Annotated in this window: 24 protein-coding genes and 1 other annotated feature; of the genes, 8 read left to right on the top strand and 16 right to left on the bottom strand. The window is 68.1% G+C overall.

The window, feature by feature from the left end:
• Positions 1-3: 3 nt before the first annotated feature.
• The 4 genes from WC597_RS06920 to WC597_RS06905 all read right to left on the bottom strand — a co-directional run bounded on the left by WC597_RS06920 (position 4) and on the right by WC597_RS06905 (position 5,375).
• Entirely contained in the window at positions 4-1,482 is a 1,479-nt protein-coding gene (locus WC597_RS06920; protein ID WP_372692740.1) for a SulP family inorganic anion transporter, read from the bottom strand.
• A 60-nt stretch (positions 1,483-1,542) separates the two neighbouring features.
• Positions 1,543-1,606: a sequence feature (sul1 is cis-regulatory element that is thought to sense ions involved in sulfur or methionine metabolism; They are found in Alphaproteobacteria), on the bottom strand.
• A 175-nt stretch (positions 1,607-1,781) separates the two neighbouring features.
• Positions 1,782-2,975 carry a DUF1501 domain-containing protein gene (locus tag WC597_RS06915; RefSeq protein WP_372692599.1) on the bottom strand — a complete coding sequence of 398 codons (1,194 nt, stop codon included), beginning with the start codon at positions 2,973-2,975 and terminating at the stop codon, positions 1,782-1,784.
• On the bottom strand, positions 2,972-4,462 hold the full coding sequence (locus tag WC597_RS06910) for a DUF1800 family protein (protein ID WP_372692598.1): 1,491 nt from the start codon (positions 4,460-4,462) through the stop codon (positions 2,972-2,974). Before WC597_RS06910 ends, WC597_RS06915 begins: the two co-directional genes overlap by 4 nt.
• 76 nt (positions 4,463-4,538) lie before the next feature.
• Positions 4,539-5,375: a metal-dependent hydrolase gene (locus WC597_RS06905; RefSeq protein ID WP_372692597.1), complete on the bottom strand. Its 837-nt coding sequence runs from the start codon at positions 5,373-5,375 to the stop codon at positions 4,539-4,541.
• Between the two features lie 47 nt (positions 5,376-5,422).
• On the opposite strand from WC597_RS06905, the gene WC597_RS06900 reads away from it, so the two are divergent.
• The 5 genes from WC597_RS06900 to WC597_RS06880 all read left to right on the top strand — a co-directional run bounded on the left by WC597_RS06900 (position 5,423) and on the right by WC597_RS06880 (position 11,154).
• Positions 5,423-6,028, top strand: a complete 606-nt coding sequence (locus tag WC597_RS06900; protein ID WP_372692596.1) for a TetR/AcrR family transcriptional regulator — start codon at positions 5,423-5,425, stop codon at positions 6,026-6,028.
• A 35-nt stretch (positions 6,029-6,063) separates the two neighbouring features.
• Positions 6,064-6,642, top strand: coding sequence for a GNAT family N-acetyltransferase (locus WC597_RS06895; protein ID WP_372692595.1), 579 nt, complete (start codon positions 6,064-6,066; stop codon positions 6,640-6,642).
• Positions 6,643-6,673: 31 nt separating this feature from the next.
• Positions 6,674-8,341, top strand: coding sequence for a bifunctional diguanylate cyclase/phosphodiesterase (locus tag WC597_RS06890; RefSeq protein WP_159846184.1), 1,668 nt, complete (start codon positions 6,674-6,676; stop codon positions 8,339-8,341).
• Between the two features lie 138 nt (positions 8,342-8,479).
• Complete coding sequence (locus WC597_RS06885) at positions 8,480-10,180, top strand: bifunctional protein-serine/threonine kinase/phosphatase (protein ID WP_372692594.1); 1,701 nt, start codon at positions 8,480-8,482, stop codon at positions 10,178-10,180.
• Between the two features lie 137 nt (positions 10,181-10,317).
• Positions 10,318-11,154 (top strand): outer membrane protein, encoded by an 837-nt coding sequence (locus WC597_RS06880; RefSeq protein WP_372692593.1) that lies wholly within the window; start codon positions 10,318-10,320, stop codon positions 11,152-11,154.
• Between the two features lie 24 nt (positions 11,155-11,178).
• Here WC597_RS06880 and WC597_RS06875 read toward each other — a convergent pair whose 3' ends face one another.
• Positions 11,179-11,748 carry a YqgE/AlgH family protein gene (locus tag WC597_RS06875; RefSeq protein WP_372692592.1) on the bottom strand — a complete coding sequence of 190 codons (570 nt, stop codon included), beginning with the start codon at positions 11,746-11,748 and terminating at the stop codon, positions 11,179-11,181.
• Between the two features lie 126 nt (positions 11,749-11,874).
• Between WC597_RS06875 and WC597_RS06870 the strand changes: the two genes are divergently transcribed.
• A complete protein-coding gene (locus WC597_RS06870) occupies positions 11,875-12,360 on the top strand; it encodes a peroxiredoxin (protein ID WP_372692591.1) in 486 nt (161 codons plus the stop codon).
• Positions 12,361-12,414: 54 nt separating this feature from the next.
• Positions 12,415-12,843, top strand: a complete 429-nt coding sequence (locus WC597_RS06865; protein WP_372692590.1) for a very short patch repair endonuclease — start codon at positions 12,415-12,417, stop codon at positions 12,841-12,843.
• Here the strand turns inward: WC597_RS06865 and WC597_RS06860 are convergent.
• From WC597_RS06860 to WC597_RS06840, 5 genes are all read right to left on the bottom strand, one after another.
• Positions 12,819-14,711 carry an ATP-binding protein gene (locus WC597_RS06860; protein ID WP_372692588.1) on the bottom strand — a complete coding sequence of 631 codons (1,893 nt, stop codon included), beginning with the start codon at positions 14,709-14,711 and terminating at the stop codon, positions 12,819-12,821. The genes WC597_RS06865 and WC597_RS06860 overlap by 25 nt on opposite strands.
• A 70-nt stretch (positions 14,712-14,781) precedes the next feature.
• Positions 14,782-15,828, bottom strand: coding sequence for a quinone-dependent dihydroorotate dehydrogenase (locus WC597_RS06855; protein WP_372692587.1), 1,047 nt, complete (start codon positions 15,826-15,828; stop codon positions 14,782-14,784).
• Positions 15,825-16,169, bottom strand: coding sequence for a DUF952 domain-containing protein (locus WC597_RS06850; RefSeq protein WP_372692586.1), 345 nt, complete (start codon positions 16,167-16,169; stop codon positions 15,825-15,827). Before WC597_RS06850 ends, WC597_RS06855 begins: the two co-directional genes overlap by 4 nt.
• On the bottom strand, positions 16,166-16,678 hold the full coding sequence (locus WC597_RS06845; protein WP_372692585.1) for a histidine phosphatase family protein: 513 nt from the start codon (positions 16,676-16,678) through the stop codon (positions 16,166-16,168). Before WC597_RS06845 ends, WC597_RS06850 begins: the two co-directional genes overlap by 4 nt.
• A gap of 60 nt (positions 16,679-16,738) precedes the next feature.
• Positions 16,739-17,482 (bottom strand): methyltransferase domain-containing protein, encoded by a 744-nt coding sequence (locus WC597_RS06840; protein ID WP_372692584.1) that lies wholly within the window; start codon positions 17,480-17,482, stop codon positions 16,739-16,741.
• Between the two features lie 46 nt (positions 17,483-17,528).
• Here WC597_RS06840 and gloB point away from each other — a divergent pair, with 46 nt between their 5' ends.
• Positions 17,529-18,251, top strand: a complete 723-nt coding sequence (gloB, locus tag WC597_RS06835) for a hydroxyacylglutathione hydrolase (RefSeq protein ID WP_372692583.1) — start codon at positions 17,529-17,531, stop codon at positions 18,249-18,251.
• A 265-nt stretch (positions 18,252-18,516) separates the two neighbouring features.
• On the opposite strand, the gene WC597_RS06830 is transcribed toward gloB, so the two are convergent.
• The 6 genes from WC597_RS06830 to WC597_RS06805 form a co-directional block, all read right to left on the bottom strand.
• Positions 18,517-19,221, bottom strand: coding sequence for a DUF4908 domain-containing protein (locus WC597_RS06830; RefSeq protein WP_372692739.1), 705 nt, complete (start codon positions 19,219-19,221; stop codon positions 18,517-18,519).
• 99 nt (positions 19,222-19,320) lie between these two features.
• A complete protein-coding gene (gene phbB, locus WC597_RS06825) occupies positions 19,321-20,046 on the bottom strand; it encodes an acetoacetyl-CoA reductase (RefSeq protein ID WP_372692581.1) in 726 nt (241 codons plus the stop codon).
• A gap of 130 nt (positions 20,047-20,176) precedes the next feature.
• Complete coding sequence (locus tag WC597_RS06820; protein ID WP_372692580.1) at positions 20,177-21,238, bottom strand: NAD(P)-dependent alcohol dehydrogenase; 1,062 nt, start codon at positions 21,236-21,238, stop codon at positions 20,177-20,179.
• A gap of 76 nt (positions 21,239-21,314) precedes the next feature.
• Positions 21,315-22,064: a DUF72 domain-containing protein gene (locus tag WC597_RS06815; RefSeq protein WP_372692578.1), complete on the bottom strand. Its 750-nt coding sequence runs from the start codon at positions 22,062-22,064 to the stop codon at positions 21,315-21,317.
• Positions 22,061-22,381, bottom strand: a complete 321-nt coding sequence (locus WC597_RS06810; RefSeq protein ID WP_372692577.1) for a type II toxin-antitoxin system RelE/ParE family toxin — start codon at positions 22,379-22,381, stop codon at positions 22,061-22,063. The genes WC597_RS06815 and WC597_RS06810 overlap by 4 nt, the downstream gene beginning before the upstream one ends.
• Positions 22,378-22,632 carry a type II toxin-antitoxin system ParD family antitoxin gene (locus WC597_RS06805; RefSeq protein WP_372692576.1) on the bottom strand — a complete coding sequence of 85 codons (255 nt, stop codon included), beginning with the start codon at positions 22,630-22,632 and terminating at the stop codon, positions 22,378-22,380. The genes WC597_RS06810 and WC597_RS06805 overlap by 4 nt, the downstream gene beginning before the upstream one ends.
• Positions 22,633-22,665 lie beyond the last annotated feature (33 nt).

The following is a 22,665-nucleotide window of genomic DNA, read 5'->3' as shown; positions in this document are numbered from 1 at the left end:
ACCTCAATGCGCGCCGGCCCCGTCCGGCAGATGCATCTTCTCGAACCGCCCCACTCGCGCGACCAGGGTGCGGGCGGCGTCGTTCATGCCCACCACCTCGACCTGCGCGCCCTGGCGGCGATAGCGGAAGACGACCTTGTCAACGGCCGCGACGCCGGTCAGGTCCCACAGATGGGCGTCGCTGAGATCGATCTCGACGCGTGTGGGATGGCCATGGTGCTCGAAGCTGGCGGCGAACAGGTCGGCCGAGGCGAAGAAGAGCTGACCTGACACGCGGTAGCGCAGCACGCCGTCTTCGGGCGTCTCGATCTCGGTGACCGTGATCGTCTTGCCGACCTTGCGCATGAAGAAGACCGCCGACAGCAGCACGCCCAGGATCACGCCCTTTGACAGGTCGTGGGTCAAAACGACCGTGACGGTGGTGGCGATCATGACCACCGAAGACTGGAAGGGCAGGCTGCGCAGGTTCCGCAACGAGGACCAGTCGAACGTCCCGACCGAGACCATGATCATGACCGCGACCAGGGCCGCCATGGGGATCTGCGCGACCCAGTCCTGAAGCACCAGCATCAGGAACAGAAGGAACAGACCGGCCCACAGGGTGGACAGCCGCCCGCGCGCACCCGACCCCACATTGATCATCGACTGGCCGATCATGGCGCAGCCGGCCATGCCGCCAAACAGGGGCGACAGGATGTTGGCGATGCCCTGGCCGCGCGTCTCGCGATCCTTGTCCGACGGGGTGTCGGTGATGTCGTCGATCAGATTGGCGGTCAGCAGGCTTTCCAGCAAACCCACGAAGGCCAGGGTCGCCGAGATCGGGGCGATGATGGCCAACGTCTCCCACGTCAGGGGGACGGCGGGCAGGTGGAACATCGGCAGGGTCGTGGGCATCTGGCCCATGTCGCCGACGGTGCGCACGTCCAGCTTCATCACGATCACCACCGCGCTGATGGCGACGATGGCGACCAGGGGCGAGGGCACGGCCTTTGTGATGCGGGGAAAGCCGTAGATGACCACCAGAGCCGCCGCGACCAGGGCGTAGGTGATCCAGCCCCTGCCGATCAGCTCGGGCATCTGGGCCAGGAAGATCAGGATCGCCAAGGAGTTGACGAAGCCGGTCATGACGCTGCGGCTGACGAACTTGATGTAGCGGCCCAGCTTCAGCAGGCCGATGACGATCTGGAACACGCCGCACAGGATGGAGGCGGCGAACAGATATTCGATGCCATGGTCGCGCACGAGGGTAACCATCAGCAGGGCCATGGCCCCGGTCGCGGCCGAGATCATGGCCGGACGCCCGCCGACGAAGGCGATGGTCACCGCGATGACCACGCTGGCGTAAAGGCCCACGGCCGGATCGACGCCGGCGATGATAGAAAAGGCGATGGCTTCGGGGATCAGGGCCAGGGCCACGACGGTCCCCGCCAGCAGGTCGCGGCGAGGATTGGCGAGCCATTGCTGGCGCGCGGAGGCGATGATGGACATTTCAGGATTTCATCTGGATGAGCCGCGCCCGATGGTTCGGTTTCAAGGCGGTTCGGTTTCCCAGCGGATCGGCGGCGGGGATAGCCACCCGTCGCCTGCGAACAGGGCCGGGTCCAAGGTGATGGCGTCCTGATGCGGCGTTGCGCCGCGAAAAGCAAGCGTGGCGGCTAGAGCGAAATCGGTTGAGTTGGACGCAGTCCAACTCAGCTCAGATTTCGCTCCAGCATCAATCTGGAGCCTGATTCACGGCATCAGCGGAATCGCGAAGCGATTCCACCTCAGCCGATCAGGCTCTAAACCAGGCCGTCCATCGCCGGCGCCTCGGCGGCGCTGGCGGGGAAGACGCGGGCGTCCAGGGCGGCGCGGTCCAGGCCCATATGATCGCGCAGCACGCCCTTGAACACCGAACGGATGTCCATCGTCGGCGCCAGGTCGCGGTCCTCGAACAGACGGTTGTCGGCCAGGGTCGGCCAGTCGCCGATGGGGCCGCCGCGCTTGATCGCCCCGCCCGCCAGCAACAGCGACGAGCCGGTGCCGTGGTCTGTGCCTTGCGTGCCGTTGGCGCGGGCGGTGCGGCCGAACTCGGTGGCAACGACGACAGCGGTTCGCGACCAGGTCTCGCCCAGCCCGTCCTTCAGGCCCGTGACCAGTTGATCCAGGCCGGTCAGCCGTGTCTGAAGCTGCGCCTTCTGGCCTGCGTGGGTATCCCAGCCGTCCAGCGAGACGGCGACGATGTCGGCCCCCTCGGCGCCGGTCATCAGGCGGGCGACGGCGCGACCCAGGCCCTGGACGTCGTTGCGGCGTACGCGCGCCTCGTCGCCGTCCATGTTCTGCCCTTGGCCGACCAGTTCCTCTGTCGCCAGGCCGCGCGCCAGGTTCTGGCCCAGCATCGGATCCTCGACATAGAGATCCTGCAGCAGGGAGGCGATGCGGTCGCCGCCGCGCACCTGTCCGCCCGGCGCCCAGCTGGAGACGGGGGCGTCGCCGCGCAGGATCAACGGCGTCTGGGCGCCGATCGACAGGCCCTTCAGCGACGTGCCGCCGGCCGCGACGATGGCGCGGTTCAGCCAGCCGTCGGTCTGTTGACGCAGACCCTCGCCGCCGTTCTCCAACACGTCCTGGGCATCGAAATGGGAGCGGATGCGGACGGGCAGGGCCACGGCGGGCGCGAACCGCATCTGGCCCAGGCCATACAGGTCGTGCAGGCCGGCCAGCGCCGGATGCAGGCCGAAACCTTCGCCCAGCGCCAGGGCGCCGTTCGCCTCGCCAGGGGCGGCGATGGCCAGGCCGCCACGTAGCGGAACGTAGTTGGGGTCGCCATAGGGGACGGTGACGGACAGGCCGTCCATGGCGCCGCGCGCAATGACGACGACCAGCTTGTTGGCCGGGCCGTTGGTCTGGGCGGCGACCCGTCCGGCGAAGGCCAGGCCGACCCCGGCCGAGGCGGCGGCCAGCAGACGGCGGCGGTTCATATTGAGGGCGGTCATCGGCGTTGGAACTCCGGCGACATGAAGAGAAGGGTGAGGGCCTCGGGCCGGCTTTCGGCGCGGGCGACGGCGAGGCGCGTGCGCTCGCTGAGGCGCGCACCGAGGGCGGCGACGGCGAGGGCGTTCGGGTCCGCCGCCTGGGCTGCGTCGGCGGCGGTGCGCGACCAGTTCAGCCGTTTGACCAGGGCGTCGGGACCGGCCCAGTCGGCGGCCGCGTCGGGCCAGCCCTCGGGCGAGGGGGCGGCGAACGGCGGCTGGCCCATGTCCAGCAGGGCCTGACGCAGCGGCTGAATCCGCTGGGGCCGGGTTCCCAGGGCGCGATGGGTGGAGACGACGAAGTCGTAGGGCGTCTTGATCTTGGCGGGCTGGGGCGTCCAGGTCTCGGGCGCATCGATCAGGGCGCGGGCGACCTGGGCCAGGTCGCCGCCGGATCGGGTCCAGGCGTCTTCCAGCCGGGCGACCAGGGCCGGTGGCGGGTCGTCGGCGACGAAATGGGCGGCGAGGCGGCGCGACAGGCGTTTGGCGGTCGCCGGATGGCGAGCCAGGTCGCGCAGGATGGCCTGACCCTGGGCCAGGCCCGACGCCGGATAGGTCTTGCCCATCACCGTGCGGACGCCCGGTTCATGGACATTGGCGCGGAAGACGAAGCCGTCGGGGCCGGGCTCGATCTGGTTCGCCATCGCTCGGGCCCGACGGGGCCTGTTGGGAGAAGGGTTGGCGGTCTGGCCTTGGTCACGCGCAGTAGGGATCGACCAGCCGGTCAGGGCGCGGGCCAGTTCGGTCACGTCGCCTTGGGTATAGCCGCCGTCCGCGCCGACGGTGTGCAACTCCATCATCTCGCGGGCCAGGTTCTCGTTCAGCCCGGCGTTGCGGCGCGCGCCGGCCATGCTGTCGGGACCGACCGAGCGGGCCTGGTCCAGGTATAGAAGCATGGCGGGATGCTGTTCGGCGGCCAGGACCAGATCCTCGAACCGGCCGAAGACGTGGGGGCGGATGGCCTCGCGCTCGTACTGGCCGACGAAGGCGCCGCTGGCGAACTTGACGGCCGAGACGGTGACGGCGTTGGCCCAGAACAGCGCCCACCGCTCGGCGAACCCGTCGTCGGTCGTGGCGCCCAGTTGGGCGCGGGCCAGAAACTCCTGGGCTGTGTCCTGGGTGATGTCGCGACGCGCGGCCTGACGGGCCTCGCGCCGGGCGACGGCCTGGGGATCGGCGGCGGACGCGGTCTGCGCCGTGTCTGACGCCATGGACGTGGGCGGGCGCCGGTCGCGGCGAACCTGACCGGCGTCGCTCTGATAGTCGACATACTGGGCGACGCGTTCGGCGGTGTCGGCAAACTGGCCGGACGGCTGTGGCGCGCCCTGGGGCCGGATCTGAGCCGTGGCCCAGCCGCGCGGATCTGCGGCGACGCGTTCGATCTCGCCAGGCCTGGCGCCGAGACCCAGGCGGGTCAGGGCGATGGCGGCGTCGGTCGGTGATGAAGCCATGGCCTTCTCCTGGTCCGTCCCCGCAGAGTGTAACGCAGTCGGTGCGTAAACTCCGTCGCGAGATCGGATCAAAGGATCAGGCGGGCTGGGCCAGGCCCGCCTCGGCGTCGGCGATCAGGTCGCGGTCGTCCACCTGCCACGGGTGGAAATCGGGTTTGTAGAAGGCGACATAGTCCCCGAGCATGCGGCGATACAGGCCCGGCTTCAGCCACAGCCAGCGGAACAGGCCCCACCGCGCCTTCCAGCCGACGATGCCGTCCTGTTTCAGCAGCATCAGGGTCGTCTCGCGCACCGTTCGGGTGAACAGCAGGGTCGTCAGGAACATGGCCCAGCGTCGCAACCGCCAGCGCTTCAGCGGGCTGAGGTCGCGGGTGGCGTGCAGGAAGACGTCATAGGCCACGCCCTTGTGTTCGATTTCCTCGATGGAGTGCCAGCGCCACAGGCGGGCCAGGTCGGGGGGCGAGCCCTTCAGCAGGTCCGGGTCGGCCAGAAGCCGATGGGCGAAGGCGGCGGTGAAATGCTCCAGCGCCATGGTGGCGGCCAGCTGGGCGATTGCCGGGCGGGCGCGGGCGAGGTCGAGGCGGGCCGTGACATAGGCCTCGATCTCGGCGGTCTCGTAGCCGGCGCGGGCGGTGATGGCGTTGAAGGCCATGTGTTCGCGCGTATGGGCGCCTTCCTGAACGGTGAAGGCGCGGATGTCGGCGGCCAGGTTCGCGGGCGTATCCTTGGCGAACCGCTTGACCGACTGGATGAAGAACCGCTCGCCGTCGGGAAAGGTCAGACTGAGAGCGTTCATCACTGCCGTGCCGAACGGGTCGCCGTTCAGCCACCAGCGTGGCGTCGGGGCCTCGCGGTCGATATGCAGGTCGCGCGGCTTGATCTGGAGGTCGGCGGGGGTGGCGGATTTCGCCATGGTTCTGCTCCTCGATTTCGAGCGGAATATGGAGTTAACTGACATCAATGTCAACTAATAGTCCGGTGAAGCGGCGACGCGGGGCGGTAGCGCGCGAAGAGGCGCTGGAAGCGGCGCGCGACCTGCTGCTGTCCGGCGGCCCGGCGGCGGTGACGCTGAAGGCGGTGGGCGAGCGGATGGGCGTGGGCCACGCCAATCTGATCCACCATTTCGGCTCGGCCGCCGGGCTTCAGGGCGCGCTGATGGACGCGATGGTGCGCGATCTGGCCGAACGGATCGAGGCCGGCCTGAACAAAGGATCGGGCGAAGGGCGCGAGGGCGTGGAGCCGGATCGGTTGATGACCGTCGTCTTCGACGCCTTCGGCAAGGGCGGGGCGTCGCAGATGGCGGCCTGGCTGGCCCTGGCGCGCGAACAGGGGCGGGCGGAAAGCTTCGGCGGGGTGGTGCGGGACTTGGCCGACCGGCTGGCGGCCATGGCGCCCGACGATCCCCGGGCGGCCGAACGGGCGCGGTCGCTGGTCATGACGGCGGCCTATATGGCGTTCGCCGAGGGGCTGATCGGTGAAATATTGACGCCGATGCTGGGCGCGCCCGACGGTCTGGGCCGCGAACTGGCGTTGAAGCTGACGGCGACAGTCTTGGCGGAACCGTGAGTTCAGGCCACAGTCGTCCTGTTGTATGAGGCGTCATGGCCCTGTTGGACTGGATGAGCGATGTGGCCGGGCCGGTGGTCCGGGGCGACGGCGTGCTGCTGCGGCCGCCGCGCGCGGGCGACTATGCCGCCTGGTCCACGCTGCGTGACGGATCACGCGACTATCTGCAACCGTGGGAGCCGGCCTGGCCCGACGACGACCTGACCAAGGCGGCGTTCCGGCGCCGGCTGTCCATCTATGCGCGCGAGATGGAGCTGGGCCACGCCTGGCCCTTCTTCGTGCTGGTGGACGGCGGCAAGACCCTGGCGGGGGCGGTGACCCTGTCGAACGTGCGGCGCGGCGTCGCAGAGACGGGGACGCTGGGCTACTGGGTCGGCCAGCCCCATTCCGGTCAGGGCGTGGCGACGGCGGCGGTGCAGGCGGTGGTCGGCTATGCGTTCGAGAAGCTGAAACTGCACCGGCTGGAGGCGGCCTGCCTGCCGAGCAACCACGGTTCGCGTCGGGTTCTGGAGAAATCGGGCTTTCGCAACGAAGGTCGGGCTCGCGCTTATTTGAAAATTAACGGCGAGTGGGCAGATCATCTGCTGTTCGGCCTGGTCGAGGACGAGCGTTGACGGCCGGGGGCCGTCTGGAAGGGCGAGACGCGTGACACCACGATCCCGATCGCTGGCCTGGGACGCCACGACCGCCATCGAGGCGTTGGCGGCCGCCGACACGGCCCTGTGGGTCTGGACGCCGGCGACGGACGAGCTGCGCTTCACCGGCGCGACGCGGTCGCTGGGGCTGGGGCCGCTGGCCCCGGAATGCACGGCCGCCGGCTTCGTGGCCCTGGCCATGCCGCAGGATCGCAGCCTGGCCGAACGCATGCTGAAGCCCCAGGACGAGGGGGCCGAGGTCGCCGTACGCCTGCGGATGCGCGGGTCCGAGACCTGCCTGTGGCGCGGCGTCTGGCTGGAGGACGGACTGCGCGCCGCCGGCGTCGTGGCGCTGGAGACCAAGTTCGCCGGATCGGATCGCGATACTCTGACAGGCCTGCTGGACCGTCGCGCCTTCATTGCGCGCGTGGGCGAGGTTCTGACCCAGCCGGGCGAATACGAGATCGTGGTCGGCGACGTGGACCGGTTGAGGCGCCTGAACGAGGCGCTGGGGCATGAGCGGACCGACCTGGTGTTGTCGGCTCTGGGCTCGCGCCTGGCCGCCGCCTTCAACAAGGACGCCTCGGCGGCGCGGATCGGCGAGGACGAGTTCGCCATCATCGTGCCCAAGACCGCCTCGCACACCAGCTATCGCGTGCGTGACGCGCTGGAGCAGCCGCTGCGGGTGGCGGGCTTCGACATCTATCCGACCGTCTCCATCGGGGCGGTGATGGTGGAGGGCGGGCCGGATGCGCCCGACGCCGCCGAACTGTTGCGCCGGGTCGAGCTGGCGGTGGAATCGGCCAAGGGCGCCGGGCGCGGCGGATCGGCCGCCTATGGCCGGGCGCTGGAGAGCGACAGCCTCAGCCGTCTGGCGCTGGAGGCGGACCTCAGGAACGCCTTCGTGCGCGGCGAGATCGTGCCCTTCTTCCAGCCCATCGTGAACCTGAACACCGGGGCGGTGGCGGGCTTCGAGGCCCTGGCGCGCTGGCGTCACCCGCGCCGTGGCTTGGTGCCGCCGGACGAGTTTCTGGGCCTGACCGCCGATCTGGGGATGATGAACGACCTGGGCCTGCTGATGATGACCCAGTCGGCGCGGCAACTGGCCGAATGGATCGAACGCCATCCGCTGGCGGGCAAGATGTTCTGCAGCGTCAACCTGTCGGTCGGCGAGATCGAACGCCCGCACCTGTGCGAAGACGTGGCGCGCATCATCAAGGAAACCGGCCTGCCCAAGGGCGCGCTGAAGCTGGAGGTCACCGAGGGCGACATCATGCGCGACACCGCGCACGCCGCCGAGGTGCTGCAATCGCTGAAGGATGTCGGGGCGTCGCTGGCGCTGGACGACTTCGGCACCGGCTTCTCGTCGCTGTCCTATCTGGCGCGCCTGCCGTTCGATACGCTGAAGATCGACCGCTATTTCGTGCTGACGATGAATAAGGACGAAGGCTCGGCCAAGATCGTCAAGTCGGTGGTCAACCTGGGCCGCGACCTGTCGCTGGAAGTCGTCGCCGAAGGCGTCGAGAACGCCGAACTGGCCCGCCTGCTGCTGGACGCCCAATGCCACTACGGCCAAGGCTTCGGCTATGCGCCTGCGTTGCCGGCTCAGGAGGCCGAAGTCTATTTAGCCGAGAGCCTGGCCGACGGGACCGCGCCGTTGAAGCAGCGGTCGGCGTAGAATTAACTTTCCAGGTTTCGTCATCCTGGGCCTTGTGCCTAGGATCCATAGACTCCGTCGCGGACGGTGAGCCCCGGCCGACGCCGGGAGTCTGGATCCTCGCCACAAGGGCGAGGATGACGGATCGGGGGAGCCGCCATGACCGACGCCAGACTGGAGATCGCCGCCGGCTTTGCGACCTTGCAGGGGCCCAAGGCGGACAATCAGGATTTCGGCGGCGTCCATATCGGCACGGCGGCCGAGCAGCGCGAGCATGGGGTCGTGGCGGTGATCGCCGACGGGGTGTCGGGGTCCAAGGCCGGGCGGATGGCGGCGGAGCTGACGACGCGCAGCTTCATCGACGGCTATCTGGACCAAAACCCGCTGAACGGCATCGCCGCCAACGGGATCAAGGCGCTGAGGGGCTTCAACCGCTGGCTCCATTCGCGCGGCAGGATCGATCCGGCGATGGAGGGGGCGGCGACCACATTCACGGCGGTCATCCTGCGCGGGCGCGAGGCGACGGCGCTTCATGTGGGCGACAGCCGGGCCTGGCATTTCCGCGACGGCGTTCTGACGCGGCTGACGGAGGATCATACGCGTTCTCAGCAGGGGCTCAGCCATGTGCTGTACCGCGCCGTGGGCATAGAGGCGGACGTGAAGCTGGACGTGCGTCAGCTGCGGCTGGAGCCGCACGACCGGCTGCTGCTGACCACCGACGGGGTGCATGGGGTGCTGGCCGATGCGGTGATCGCGGGCCTGCTGGGACGACGCAGTTCGCCCGATGCGGACGCCAAGGCGATCCTGGCCGAGGTCGAGGCGGCGGGCGCGCGCGACAACGCCACCGCCATCGTCATCGACGTGGTTCGCACCGGCGCGCCCGACTGGGAAGCGATCACGGCCGAGGCGGAAGGGCTGGCCATCCTGCCGCCGCCCGCCGTGGGCGACAATGTCGACGGCTTCGCCTTGCAGCGGCTGGTCGCGGACGGGCGCTATACGCGGCTGTTCTTGGGTAAGGACACGCTGGGCGACGGGAGCATGGTGGTGCTGAAGTTCCCCAAGCCCGCCGTGGTGTCCGAGCATGGCGCGCGCACCGCCTTCCTGCGCGAGGCCTTCATCGGCCGGCGCATAGACAGCCCCTTCGTCGGCAAGGTGCTGAGCCTGGATGCCGGCCGCCAGAGCCGGCTCTATATCGCCCAGCCATTTTATGCCGGTCAGACCCTGCACGCGCGGCTGGCGGAGGAGGGGCCGTTCGAGATCGCAGAGGGGATCGGCGTGGCCCTGCGTCTGTCGCGCGCGGTGTCGGCCCTGCACCGGGCAGGGGTGACCCACCGCGACATCAAGCCGGACAATGTGATCCTGGAGACCAACGACGGGCTGAAGCTGGTCGATCTGGGGGTGGCGCGTCTGCGGCTGGCCGAGGAGTTCGCAGAGGCCGAGGCGCCGGGCACCGCCGGCTACAAGGCGCCCGAGATGTATGCGGGCGAGAGCGGCAACGCCGCCACCGACCAGTTCGCCCTGGGGGTGACGCTGTATCGGCTGTTCACCCGCACCTATCCGTGGGGCGAGGTCGATCCGGCCGATGCGCCGCGCTTCGACCGGGCGCCCGTTCCGCCGACGCGGCATCGGCCGGACATGCCCGCCTGGCTGGAGGCGGCCATCATGCGCGCCGTCGCCGTCGATCCAAACGAGCGGTTCGAGGATGTGGAGGAGCTGATCCACGTGCTGGAAACCGGCAGCGCCGTCGCCGCCCCGCCACCGCGCCAGCTGTCCCTGATCGAGCGCGATCCGGTGCGGTTCTGGCAGGGGGTCAGCCTGCTGCTGTTGCTGGCGCTGCTGGTGTCGATGGCGACGCGTTAGGCCCCCATACGTCCAGATTAAGCGTTTGGATGTGCGACATTTAGCGATGCGACGTCAGGGAACCTGTGGCCGCGTTCGGCTTTTGTGACGGCGAGCGGGGATATCGCGCCCGCACTTTTGGCACGAAAGCCTCCCCAATGATCAAGACTCTCGCATCCAGCGCCCTGGCGCTGGCCATGGTCTCCACCCCCGCCCTGGCGCAATCGGTCGCCCCTGACTGGTCCGGCCCCTACGTCGGCATCTTCGGCGGTTACAACCAGTCGAACGACGACGGCGACGAAAACCTCGGCTTCGACCGCAATCTGGATGGCCGCTACGGCGATCAGGTTTCGACCGCCCTCGGCGCCAACGCCTTCAGCCCCGGCTTCTGCGGCGGCATGGCGACCAGCACTGCGCCCGGCACCGGCTGCCGTGACGACAACGACGGCGTCGAAGCGGGCGTCCGCGCCGGCTACGACATGCAGTTCGGCAACTTCGTCGTCGGCGCCTTGGCGGAATACAGCGTCAACAATGTGCAGGACTCGGTGACGGGCTTCTCGACCACCCCGGCCTTCTACACCTTCACGCGCGAACTGGAGAGCACGGCGGCCGCCCGTCTCAAACTGGGCTACGCCTATGGCCCGGCCCTGATCTACGGCACCGGCGGTTACGCCTATGGCAAGTTCGAGAACAAGTTCCGCACCTCGAACCAGGCCAACAGCTTCACCGAAACCAGCGAAGGCGACGACGGTGACGGCTGGCAGGCCGGCGGCGGCGTGGAATACGCGCTGGGTCGCGGCCTGACGGTCAACGGCGAATACCTGTACACCTCGCTGGACGTCGAAAGCCCGGTGATCCGCGTCGGCAACAATGGCACGACCCCGGTTGCCAACCCCTTCATCTCGGCCCCGAACACGACGGGCACCGACATGATCCGGAGCAACGGCAAGTTCGGAACCCACATGTTCCGCATCGGCATGAACTACCGCTTCTAGGTCCTAAAAATGGGGCGGCTGAGCTCAGGCTCTGCCGCCCTGACTGGACAACATGGCCGCGTCCACGCCCATCTGGGCCAAGGCGCGGGTCCATTTCGACGTGTGTTCGCCGTCGAAGATCAGATCGAGATCGGCGTCGGCGGTCAGCCAGACGTTCTCGGCCAACTCTCCCTCCAACTGCCCCTCGCCCCAGCCGGCATAGCCCAGCAGCAGCGCCGAACGGCTTGGCCCCGAGACCGCGTCGGTCATGGCGGCCAGGGCCTCGCGCGTGCCGGTCATGGCCAGGCCGTCGCCGAAGGGCAGGCTGTCGTCCCCTATCATCCAGTCGTCGGTGTGCAGCACGAAGCCGCGCTCGCGCTCGACCGGCCCGCCCATCAGGACCGCACGGCCGATCGACTGGTCCGGGGCCGGAGCCTCCAGCTTGTCTAGAACCGTCTTCAGATCCACGCCCGGCGCCGGGTGGTCCAGCCGCAGGCCCATGGCGTGATCCGGCCCGTGGGCGCAAATCAGGATGACGGCGTGTTCGAACCGGGGGTCGTCGATGCCGGGCATGGCGACCAGCAGGCGGCCGGTCAGGGTGGAGGCTTGGCTCATGATCCGATCATCGGTCGCGAAAGCGGCGCTTGCAAGTCGAGCGGACGCTTGCGGTCCCGGCGGCGCTCTCTATGTGTCGCTGACGGCGTCTAGAACCCCGTCAGCCCCAACCTCAGCGAGACAATCATGACCATCCAGATCGGCGATCGCATCCCGAACGCGACCCTCGCCCAGGCGACCGCCGAAGGGCCCAAGCCCGTCAGCACCGCCGACATCTTCGCGGGCAAGACCGTGGCCCTGTTCGCCGTGCCCGGCGCCTTCACCCCGACCTGCTCGGCACGCCACCTGCCAGGCTTCAAGGATCACCTGTCCGACATCCAGGGCAAGGGCGTCGATACGGTCGCCTGCATCTCGGTCAACGACGCCTTCGTCATGAAGGCCTGGGCCGACAGCCAGGACATCACCGAAGACAGCATCGTCATGCTGGCCGACGGCAACGGCGAACTGACCAAGGCCCTGGGCCTGGTGCTGGACGGTTCGGGCTTCGGTCTTGGCGAGCGTTCGCAACGCTATTCGATGCTGGTCAAGGACGGCGTGGTCGAGCAGTTGAACATCGAACAGGGCGGCGAGTTCAAGGTCTCCTCGGCCGAGCATCTGCTCGCGCAGCTCTGATGGGGGTCGATCCAGGCTATCGCTTTGCTACTTGAGCCTGGATCGACGCAAGTAATGAGCGATGTGTTCAGCCCCGAGAAGCGCAGCGCCGTGATGCATCGCGTGAAGGGCAAGGACACGTCGCCGGAGCTGGCCGTGCGCAGGATCCTGCGCGCGGCCGGGATCGGTTATCGGCTGGGCGGTATGGGTCTGCCCGGTCGGCCGGATGTCGTGATGAAGGGCCGCCGGGTCGCCGTGTTCGTCCACGGCTGTTTCTGGCACGGCCACGACTGTGCGCGCGGCGCGCGCCAGCCCAAGACCAACGCCGACTACTGGATCGCCAAGATCGCCCGCAATCGCGCCCGCGACGCCGCCGCCGTTCAGGCGCTGGAGGCGTCAGGCTGGCGCGTGGTGACGGTGTGGGAATGCGAGATGCGTGGGCCGGATTTCGCCGCGACCCTGGTCGCCGCCGTCAGGGATCAGGCGGCCTCGGTCCGGGCCTGAGCGGCGGTCTCGTCCAGGACGTGTTGCAGGGAGCCGATCAGCGCCGTGGGCGTCAGGGGCTTGGAGACGAAATAGGCCATGCCGGCCGCCTGACAGGCCGCGACATCCTCGGGCGCGGTGTCGGCGGTGACGGCGACGACGGGCGTGCGGGCGTTGGGTCCGCCGCCGGCGCGCAGGCGACGCGTGGTCTCGCGCCCGTCTAGTTCGGGCATGCGCACATCCATGAATATGACGTCGAAGACGGCTTCCTCGCAGCGCTGCAAGGCGATCAGGCCATCGGCGGCGGTGGTGATCTCGCAGCCCAGCGGCTGAAGGATCAGCTGCACCGCGCGGCGGTTGATGTCGTGGTCGTCCACGACCAGAAGGCGCAGGGGCTGGTCGTCCGTGTCGTTCGGCTCGGCCCTCGCTTCGACGCGTGCGGGGGCTGGCGCCAGTTCAGGTGCGTGGGCGGGTGCAACGACAGCCTGGGCTGCGGGCGCCAAGGGGGGCAGCGACCGGGCGATGTCCAGGCGGCTTTCCTCGACGATTTCCGCGATCGGCTCGGCGTCCTCGCCCTTGGGCAGGATCAGGGAGACGGTGAAGCGCGATCCCTGGCCGGGCGTGCTGCGCACCGTCAGGCGTCCGCCCATCAGGTCGATCAGATTGCGGCTGATCGCCAGGCCCAGGCCCGAGCCGCCATAGCGGGCGGTAACCCCGTCGGCCGTCTGGTCGAAGGGGGTGAACAGGCGCGCCAACTGGTCGGTCGTCATGCCGGGGCCGGTGTCGACGATCTCGAACAGCAGGGCGTAGCCCGACGGTTCCTCGGACCAGGCCTGGACCCGCAGGGTGATCTGGCCTTCTTCGGTGAACTTCATCGCGTTCGACATCAGGTTGTTGAGCACCTGACGGATGCGCATCACGTCGCCCTTGACCTGGCGGGGGACGCCGTTCGCGCCCTCGACACGCAGCCTCAGGCCCTTGGCGTCGGCCGGGCCGCGCCACAGTCGAAGCGTCTGGGCCAGCATCTGACGCAGGTCGAAGTCGTTGGCCTCGACCGTCATGCGGCCCGCGCCGATGCGGCTGTGGTCCAGCAGGTCGTCCAGCAGGGCCTTCATCATCAGACCGGCGTCGGTGATCAGGTTGGCGCTGGCGCGAGACTGGGCGTCGGGCGCGCGCAGTTCGGCGGCGCCGGTCAGGATGGCGCCGATGGGCGTGCGCAGGTCGTGACCGACGGCGGCCAGGAAGGCGGTGTGATCGGCCAGGCTGCGTTCGGCCGTGAGGCGCAGGTCCTGGGCCTCGGCATGGGCGCGGATCAGATCGGTCGTGGCGTCGCTCATCCGTTGCCAGGTGACGACGACGTAGAAGGCGTACAGGACCACCGTCGCCGCCGCCGTCATCACCAGCGGTGCGGGCGCGCCGAACGAATAGGCGAAGAAGGGGGTGGCCATCAGATAGAGCAGCTGCGGCGCCAGGCTGGCGATCATCATCGGCTGGCAACGCGCGGCGGTCGTCATGGACGACAGCATGATGGCCGGCAGCATCAGGGCCGCGCAGACCCCGCCCAGAGGGCCGCCGATCTGCCACATCACCAGGGACAGGCCGCCGAACACCGTGGCGCTGACTGCGAGTGCGATGCAGCCGGCGACCTTGCGCGCCGTGGACATCTCGTCCCTGTCGCCGCGCGTGACCGGACCGAAGACCACCAGTTCGACGCCCTGGACGGCCATATACAGCACCGCCCAGCTCAGGCTGAACCAGACGCCCACCATCGGCGTGACGACAAGGGCGACCGCCCAGCTCGATGCGATGCGTTGCAGCAGCGCGCCACGACGCAGGCGTACGGCGGCGGCCCAGCCGTTTTCAGCCTTATCGACGACGGTCGATTTCATGCAGGCCCTCGAATGGCGAACGCCGGTCGTTCGCATCGGCGAGAGTATGCCGGTCGAGCCTAACGCTCCGTCAACGGCCGGAAGCGACCGCTTCGGTTGCTGTGGAAAAACCGTCGGCGTGAAGACGGGCGGCCAGGTCGCGCTTGATACGGGTGACCAGGCCCGGCCCCTCGTAGATCAGGGCGGAATAGATCTGGACCGCCGTGGCGCCCAGGCGGATGCGGGCATAGGCCTCGGCGCCGCTGTCGATGCCGCCGACCGCGATCAGGGGCAGGCGGCCGCCCGCCGCCTCGGCCGCCGCGCGCAGGGCCTTCTCCGCAAAGGGACGGATAGGGGCGCCGGACAGTCCGCCGGTCTCGTGCGCGTCGGGCGACCGCAGGGTCTCAGGGCGTTCCAGCGTGGTGTTGGACACGATCAGGCCGTCGATCCGGTGCGCCAGCGAGGCCTCGACGATCATGCCGATCTCGTCGGCGATCAGGTCGGGCGCGATCTTAAGGAAGACCGGCACGCGGTCGGGGCCGGCCGTCGGGCGAGCGGCGTCGATGCGACCCAGCAGGTCGTCCAGTTGCTCGCGGCCCTGAAGCGCGCGCAGGCCCGGCGTATTGGGCGAGGAGATGTTGACGGTGAAATAGGAGGCGCGACCCGCCAGTTTCGTCAGGCCGGCGACATAGTCGGCCGCCTTGTCCTCGGTGTCCTTGTTGGCCCCCAGATTGGCGCCGATGACCACGCCCGACGGACGGCGATCCAACCGGGCGGCGAAGGCGTCCAGCCCGGCGTTGTTGAACCCCATCCGGTTGATGATGGCCCGGTCTTCGGTCAGGCGGAACAGGCGGGGCTTGGGATTGCCGGCCTGGGCGCGCGGGGTGACCGAGCCGCATTCGACGAAGCCGAAGCCCAGGCGCGACAGGCCGCGCAGGGCCTCGCCGTTCTTGTCCAGCCCCGCCGCCAGACCGACCGGATTGGGCAGGTCCAGACCCGCCAGACGCGTGTGCAGGATCGGATCGTCGGCGGGCGGCGCGGGCAGGGGAGCCAAAGCCAGCCCCTTGATCGCCAACTGGTGCGCCTGTTCCGGGTCCAGCCGTCGCAACAGGACGGTGCCTACATTCGCCAGACTCATTTGTCGTCCTCGAACGCCGTCTCGCCGTCGGCCGTGACGGACAGAGCGCGCGACGCCGTGACGGCGGCGACAGGCAGGGGCGAATAGAGGTGTGGGAACAGGTCGCCGCCACGCGACAGCTCCCAGATCAGGTCGTCGCCGAACCGGCTCAGATCGACCGTCAGCAACAGCAGGTCGCCGCGACCGGCGAAGTGACGCCGTGCGGTCTCGGCCAGTTGCGCCTCGGTGGACATGTGGATGTAGCCGTCAGCGAGATCGACAGGCGCGCCGTCATACCGGCCCTCGGCGACGGCGGCGCGCCATTCGGCGGCGTCGACGATCTTGTAGGCTATGTCGCTCATGCTGACGGCGCGCCCAGCGACCGCGGCGTCAGGAAACCTTCGTAGGTGCAGCGGCCCGCCACATCGACGGTGAACAGGGCGGCTGCGCCGGTGGGAAAGCCCCCCGACAGCTTGTCCACCACAGCCGGCGAGGCGGCGCTCTCGATCAGATATTCGGCGGCCAGCACATGGACGCCCGGATTGTGGGCCAGGATCAGCAGGCAGCCGGCCTCGTCCTCGCTGTTTTCGACGAAGCGGCGGATCACGTCCGAGCCGGCGTTGTACAGGGCGGCCTCGTCGCGCACTTCGACGTCGCCGAAGGCGTCGTGCATCTGATCCCAGGTCTGGCGGGTGCGCACGGCGCTGGAGACCAGAGCCAGGTCGGGCTTCAGCCCCCGTTCGGCCAGGGTGCGCGCCATCAGCAGGGCCTCGGCGCGGCCGGCGGCGGACAGGGGGCGGGCCTCGTCGCCGCCGCCGGAAGGGGCGGAGGTTTCGGCCTGGGCGTGCCGCATCAGGATCAGTCGGTGCATGATCTTCGCCATAAGGCGGTTTCGCCTCGCCGACCAGATGGGGCGAGGGTCAACTCCGCGTCAGGTGTGCGGCTTTCGTCGCGACGAAAGCGAGGCGGCTGGCTGGGGCGTCAAGGCCGGGGCGGCGACACGCTGAGCATGGCCGCTGGGCCGGATGCGGGCATAGTTCTGGCGCGAGGCCTCCAGCAGGATAAGGCCGGCGGCGCCGGGAAACACATGGCGGCCCACCTGTTCGAACCCGTCCGCCAAGGCCAGCATCGGCGCCCAGGGCGGCGCATACAGCGTCTGGGACCAGGCCATGGGCTCCAGCCCCACGTCGCGCACCAGCCCTTCCAGCTGGCGTCGGGTGAAGGGCCGACCGTGGCCAAAGGGGGTGTTGTCGGCCCGCGCCCACAGGCCGCCGCGCGCCGCCGCCGCCAGGATGATCCGCCCGGTCGGCGCCAGCGCCCGCACCGCCTCCAGCAGCAGGGCGGCGGGATCGTCCGCCTCCTCCAGCGCATGGACCAGCAGGATGCGGTCGAAAGATCCGGCGGGGAAGGGCAGGCGGCGGTCGTCCACCAGCAGGGTGCGGTTGCGCCCGACCGAGGGCCAGTGCTCGACCCCCTGGCCGCCCGGCATGGCCGCGACCACGCGTCGGGCGCCGACGAAGGCGTCCAGCCACGGCGTCGCATAGCCGATGCCCAGCACGTCGCAATCGGCCGCCTCGCCCCAGGCGTCGTCCAGCCGTCGCGCCACCAGACGCCGCGCCAGGGCGCCGGTCGGTTCGCCGTAGAAGGTTCGAAGCTCGTCGATGCTGCGCCGCATGGGCGCACTATAGGCCTGTCGGCGGCCCTGCTGCTAGGATGGCGGCATGACCCTGGATGTGCATCTGTTCCCCTGCCGCAGCGACAACTACGGCTTCCTGATCCGCGACGCCGCGACGGGCGTGGTGGCGGCGGTTGATACGCCCGATGCGGCGCGGATTCTGGAGGAGCTGGAAGGCCTGGGCTGGGGCCGGCTGGACCTGATCCTGAACACCCATTGGCACCCGGATCATACCGAGGGCAATGAACGGTTGAAGGCCGAGATGGGCTGCGAGATCGTCGGGCCGGAGGAGGTGCGCAAGGTCGCGCCGCTGGACCGGGTGGTCGCCGACGGCGACGTGGTGATGGTGGGCGATACGCGGTTCGAGGTCACCCTGACGCCCGGCCACACCCTGGGCCATGTGGTGTTTCATGCGCCGGCGGATGCCCTGGCATTCACCGGCGACACCCTGTTCGCCCTGGGCTGCGGCCGTCTGTTCGAAGGTACGCCCGAGCAGATGTTCGACAGTCTGCAACGGCTGAAGGCCTGGCCCGATCAGACCGTGATCTGGTGCGCGCACGAATATACGGCGTCCAACGCCCGCTTCACCCTGAGCCTGGACGATAGGCCCGAAACCCTGTCGCATGCCGAGGCGATATTCGCCGCGCGGGACCGGGGCGAACCGACCGTGCCGACGACGATAGGGGTGGAGAAGCGGTTCAACCCGTTCATGACCGCGACGGATGCGGCTCAGTTCGCCGCGCGCCGGGCGGGCAAGGACGTTTTTTAGAGGCGCTGGCGAAGGCGTTCATCACAACGGTCACGACGAGGTCACAACGATCACGACGGCGCCGAACGCGCGTCTGCTGCCCGACCTCATGGCCAGGCCGTCGCTGACACTGCGGCTACGCTGCGCCGCAGGCCATCAAGATTTTCCGAACCGGCAAGGCTCCGTCGTGTTCGTCGTGACCTCGTCGTGATCGCTGTGATGAACCCCTTCTTGAATCGCGCCAATGGTTTTCATCGGCCCGCCTCCGCCGAACCCAAAGTAGAATTCAGCGATTCAGCGCCTCGCCGCCCACGACCCGCACGATCCGGGCCGACGACGGGCGTCCGGCGATGCCGGCGTCGGCGTCGATGACGATCCGCAAGGTGCCCTGGACCAGGGTGACCGACGGACGGCCCTGATCGGACACCACGACGCGGCGGACCCGCTCGACCTGAGACCGCAGGTTGGACGACCGCGCCATGCGCACGATGGCGTCGCTGGCGGCCGAGACAGTGTCGGCGGCGACCTGTTCCGAGCCGGGCTGGATGTCCACGTCGATGACGATCAGCCGCCCCATCGCATGGCTGGCACGATAGCTCTGGCGCATGAAATAGTCGACCAGCTGGGCGCCGGTCATGGCCGCATTGGCCAGGCCTTGCGCATCGCCGGCGCGCGAGGCAGGCGAGCCCTGGGGCGCGGCGGTCGTATACAGGGTCACGGCCCCGTTCGGCGTGACCTTCAGCACCTGATCGCCGTTGTCGTTGCGATAGATGATGTCGCCGCGCGGCGCGGGCGTGGCGCGCAGGACCCAGACCTCGGTCGACCGCTCGAACCGCAACAGGGCGCGTGACCCCGAGGTGTCCAGGATGAAGCCCTGGCCGTTGCTGGCGACATAGCGGGCCGTCGGCGGAACCGAACGGCCGGATTGGGCGTGGGAAACGGCAGGCGCGGTCAGGCTGAAGCCGATGACTGCGATGGCGGCGACCGCCATCGCAGTCACGCGTGGCGATTTTTTCGCCGTGACCGATCCCAACAACTTCATGAGAGACTTGATGAAAGCGCCGCGCGGCGGATTTTGGGCGAAGGCCCCTCAACCCACCAGGTACTGACCGCCGTTCAACGAGAGTGTGCAGCCTGTGACATATCCGGCACGCTCCCCCACCAGCCAGGACACCATGTCGGCGATCTCCTCGCCCTTGCCCAGGCGGCCGACGGGGATGTGGCTGATGATGCCTTCCAGCACCTTGGGATCCATGGCGCCGACCATTTCGGTGTCGATATAGCCGGGCGCGATACAGTTCACGGTCACGCCCTTGCGCGCATTCTCCAGCGCCAGCGCCTTGGTGAAGCCGATCATGCCAGCCTTGGCGGCGGAATAGTTGGTCTGGCCGATCTGACCCTTCTGGCCGTTGATCGAGGAGATGTTGACGATCCGGCCGTGGCCCCGGTCGCGCATGCCGTTGATGACCTGTCGCGTCATGTTGAACACGCTGTCCATGTTGACGCGGATCACGTCGGACCACTGGTCGTGGCTCATCTTGTGGAAGAAGCCGTCGCGGGTGATGCCGGCGTTGTTGACCAGGATGTCGATGGGGCCCAGTTCGGCCTCGACCTCCTGCACCGCGCGGGCGCAGTCGTCGAAGCTGCCGACATTGCCCTTGACCACCATGACGCCCAGCGCCTTGGCCGTGGCCTGGGCGGCCTCGTCATTGCCGGAATAGCCTGCGGCGACCTTGAAACCGTCCTCGCTGAGCCGCTGAACGATGGCCTTGCCGATGCCCCGGGTCCCGCCCGTCACGAAAGCTACGCGCGTCATATCGTCTCCTGTCCCTATCCAGGCCCTTGGAAGGCCTTGTCGGGGTTCAGGATTAACGAGGGAGCGAAACCGCGCAAGGCGTGAATCTGACGCGACGGAAGTTTCATGCTTCCGTCGCGTTTTTCAGGGATCAGGCCGCCAGCTTTTCCATGTCGATCACGAAGCGATAGCGCACGTCGGATTTCAGCATCCGCTCATAGGCGTCGTTGATCTGGTCCGGGGCGATGGTCTCGATGTCGCAGGCGATGCCGTGCTTGGCGCAGAAGTCCAGCATCTCCTGCGTCTCCTTGATGCCGCCGATCAGCGAACCGGCGATGCGGCGACGACGCCACAGCAGCGGCAGGGCGAAGACCGGCAGGCCCTCGGTCGTCAGGCCCAGCATGATCATGGTGCCGTCACGCGCCAGAAGCTGGACGTGGCTGGCGATCTCGTGCGTGGCCGAGACGGTGTTGATGATCAGGTCGAACTTTTCGGCCGCCGCCTTCATCGCGTCCTTGTCGGAGTTGATCAGGAAGTGTTTGGCGCCCATCCGCTCGGCGTCCGCCTTCTTGCGGTCCGAGGTGGACAGGACGGTGACCTCCGCCCCCATGGCCGCCGCCAGCTTGACCGCCATATGGCCCAGGCCGCCCAGGCCGATGACCGCCACCTTGGAACCCGGTCCGACACCCCATTCCTTCAGCGGCGAATAGGTGGTGATGCCGGCGCACAGCAGGGGGGCGGCGACATCCAGCGCCAGGCTGTCGGGGATGGACAGGACGAAATGCTGATCGACGGTGATGTGGTCGGAATAGCCGCCCTGGGTGATCGTCTCGCTGGTCCCGCCCTTCTTGTCCTTGCCGCCGTAGGTGCCGGTGAAGCCGGGGACGCAATATTGCTCGACGCCTTCCTGGCACGAGGCGCATTCGCGGCAGCTGTCGACCATGCAGCCGACGCCGACCCGGTCGCCTTCCTTGAAGCGGGTGACGTTCGACCCGACGGCCTTCACCAGGCCGGCGATCTCGTGACCCGGCACCAGCGGATAGGTCGAACGGCCGCTCTCGCTGCGCGCGGCATGAAGGTCCGAATGGCAGACGCCGCAGTATTTGACGTCGATCAGCACGTCGTCCGGGCCGGGATCGCGACGGTCGAAACTATAGGGCGTCAGCGGCTTGTCGGCGGCGGTCGCGGCGAAGGCGCGTGTGGCGATCGGCATGGGAAAGTCCTTCAGGCTTTGCAGTGAGCCAGCCTCAGATGAGGCGGCGGGCGCAGGTCCGCAAGCATGCGGACGGCTATTTCAGCTTGCCGATCAGCGCCTGAGCCGCCGCCGGGTTCCGCGCCTTCGCGCCCGAGATGAAATAGGCGAACACCTCGCCGCGTTTCGCCCAGTTTTTGGCCTGATCCGCCACCGCATCCAGCTCGACCGCCGTCATGCCGGTCGGCTCGTCCTCGCGGCTGGACATCAGCCGGGCGTAGGTAAAGTCAGCGGTCGCCTCGTCGATCTGGGGCCAGGTCGGCTCCTCGTCATCGACGGCATAGACGATTGCCGCGCCGTATTTGCGGGCCAGGTCGTAGAACTGTTCGACAGCGAAGGTGGGGTTCCTGACCTCCAGCGCATGACGCAGGCGGACCCCGTCTTTTTCCTTGGGCAACAGCTTCAGAAAGCCTTCGAAGTCCTCGGCGTCGAACTTCTTCGTCCCCATGAACTGCCAGTTGATGGGCCCCAGCTTGTCGCCCAATTCGGTCAGGCCCTGGGACAGGAATTTGTCGAAGCTTTCGCCGCCTTCGGACAGGATCTTGCGATTGGTGCAGTAGCGGCTGGCCTTGACCGAAAACACGAAACCGTCCGGCGTCTCGTCACGCCATTTGCGCCAGCTATCGGGCTTGAAGGTCGAATAATAGGTGCCGTTGATCTCGATCGAGGTCAGTTTCGACGCCGCATATTCCAGCTCGCGTTTCTGAATCAGGCCCTCGGGATAGAAGACCCCGCGCCACGGCTCAAACGTCCAGCCGCCGACGCCGACATGGATGGAGTGGGTCATGGTTCGCTCCGTTCGTCGTTGGATCCGTGAGGATCGCCCTGCCAATCTTCGTGTCCATGCCTAACGCGCTGTATGAGAATCCCGTCCGGTTCCTGATCATAGATTATGACATGGGCCTTGAAGGCGAACGCCCGCACGGGCGGATCATATTCCAGACGCAGTCGAGTCATGCCGGGCGATGCCGCCAGCCGCCGAAACAAGGCGTCGAGTTCGTCTTGATAGCGGTCGGCCTGTCGCGGACCAAACTGGTCGTGACCCTGAATATAGATGGCGACGAGATCCTCGCTCGCCTCCTTCGACAGCCTATAGCCGCTCATCCCGCCTTACGCCGCGCGGCGATGCGAGAAAGGGCTTCGGCGCGAATATCCGCCATGGTCATGTCGCTCACGCCGCTGGCCCGGCCTTCATCGATCAGCCTTTGCATGTGCGCGATCTTGTCGGCCTTGATCTGCTCGCGGCGGATCAAGTCGCGCACCACGTCGGACGTATTGGCGTAGCGGCCGGATTTCGCCTGTTCCTCGACCCAGGCCTTCATCGGATCGGGCAGGGAGATGTTCATCGTCGCCATGGTCGGCCTCCTCTTCAAGAGAGTGGGCGCTTG

This window comes from Brevundimonas sp., from assembly GCF_041648115.1.
Taxonomy (GTDB): Bacteria; Pseudomonadota; Alphaproteobacteria; order Caulobacterales; family Caulobacteraceae; genus Brevundimonas.
Note: the sequence above shows the minus strand (reverse complement) of the source record. Positions and strands in the feature narration are given on the sequence as shown.

Excerpts from the sequence above, each read along its gene's own strand:
- WC597_RS06830 (WP_372692739.1), bottom strand. The coding sequence starts at position 19,221 with ATGGCGGTCGCCGCCATCGCAGTCATCGGCTTCAGCCTGACCGCGCCT.
- WC597_RS06805 (WP_372692576.1), bottom strand. The coding sequence starts at position 22,632 with ATGGCGACGATGAACATCTCCCTGCCCGATCCGATGAAGGCCTGGGTC.
- WC597_RS06820 (WP_372692580.1), bottom strand. The coding sequence starts at position 21,238 with ATGCCGATCGCCACACGCGCCTTCGCCGCGACCGCCGCCGACAAGCCG.
- WC597_RS06910 (WP_372692598.1), bottom strand. The coding sequence starts at position 4,462 with ATGGCTTCATCACCGACCGACGCCGCCATCGCCCTGACCCGCCTGGGT.
- WC597_RS06860 (WP_372692588.1), bottom strand. The coding sequence starts at position 14,711 with ATGAAATCGACCGTCGTCGATAAGGCTGAAAACGGCTGGGCCGCCGCC.
- WC597_RS06915 (WP_372692599.1), bottom strand. The coding sequence starts at position 2,975 with ATGACCGCCCTCAATATGAACCGCCGCCGTCTGCTGGCCGCCGCCTCG.
- WC597_RS06865 (WP_372692590.1), top strand. The coding sequence starts at position 12,415 with ATGAGCGATGTGTTCAGCCCCGAGAAGCGCAGCGCCGTGATGCATCGC.
- WC597_RS06815 (WP_372692578.1), bottom strand. The coding sequence starts at position 22,064 with ATGACCCACTCCATCCATGTCGGCGTCGGCGGCTGGACGTTTGAGCCG.
- WC597_RS06810 (WP_372692577.1), bottom strand. The coding sequence starts at position 22,381 with ATGAGCGGCTATAGGCTGTCGAAGGAGGCGAGCGAGGATCTCGTCGCC.
- WC597_RS06895 (WP_372692595.1), top strand. The coding sequence starts at position 6,064 with ATGGCCCTGTTGGACTGGATGAGCGATGTGGCCGGGCCGGTGGTCCGG.
- WC597_RS06870 (WP_372692591.1), top strand. The coding sequence starts at position 11,875 with ATGACCATCCAGATCGGCGATCGCATCCCGAACGCGACCCTCGCCCAG.
- WC597_RS06880 (WP_372692593.1), top strand. The coding sequence starts at position 10,318 with ATGATCAAGACTCTCGCATCCAGCGCCCTGGCGCTGGCCATGGTCTCC.
- WC597_RS06855 (WP_372692587.1), bottom strand. The coding sequence starts at position 15,828 with ATGAGTCTGGCGAATGTAGGCACCGTCCTGTTGCGACGGCTGGACCCG.
- WC597_RS06885 (WP_372692594.1), top strand. The coding sequence starts at position 8,480 with ATGACCGACGCCAGACTGGAGATCGCCGCCGGCTTTGCGACCTTGCAG.
- WC597_RS06900 (WP_372692596.1), top strand. The coding sequence starts at position 5,423 with ATGTCAACTAATAGTCCGGTGAAGCGGCGACGCGGGGCGGTAGCGCGC.
- WC597_RS06905 (WP_372692597.1), bottom strand. The coding sequence starts at position 5,375 with ATGGCGAAATCCGCCACCCCCGCCGACCTCCAGATCAAGCCGCGCGAC.
- WC597_RS06875 (WP_372692592.1), bottom strand. The coding sequence starts at position 11,748 with ATGAGCCAAGCCTCCACCCTGACCGGCCGCCTGCTGGTCGCCATGCCC.
- WC597_RS06840 (WP_372692584.1), bottom strand. The coding sequence starts at position 17,482 with ATGCGGCGCAGCATCGACGAGCTTCGAACCTTCTACGGCGAACCGACC.
- phbB (WP_372692581.1), bottom strand. The coding sequence starts at position 20,046 with ATGACGCGCGTAGCTTTCGTGACGGGCGGGACCCGGGGCATCGGCAAG.
- WC597_RS06845 (WP_372692585.1), bottom strand. The coding sequence starts at position 16,678 with ATGCACCGACTGATCCTGATGCGGCACGCCCAGGCCGAAACCTCCGCC.
- WC597_RS06850 (WP_372692586.1), bottom strand. The coding sequence starts at position 16,169 with ATGAGCGACATAGCCTACAAGATCGTCGACGCCGCCGAATGGCGCGCC.
- gloB (WP_372692583.1), top strand. The coding sequence starts at position 17,529 with ATGACCCTGGATGTGCATCTGTTCCCCTGCCGCAGCGACAACTACGGC.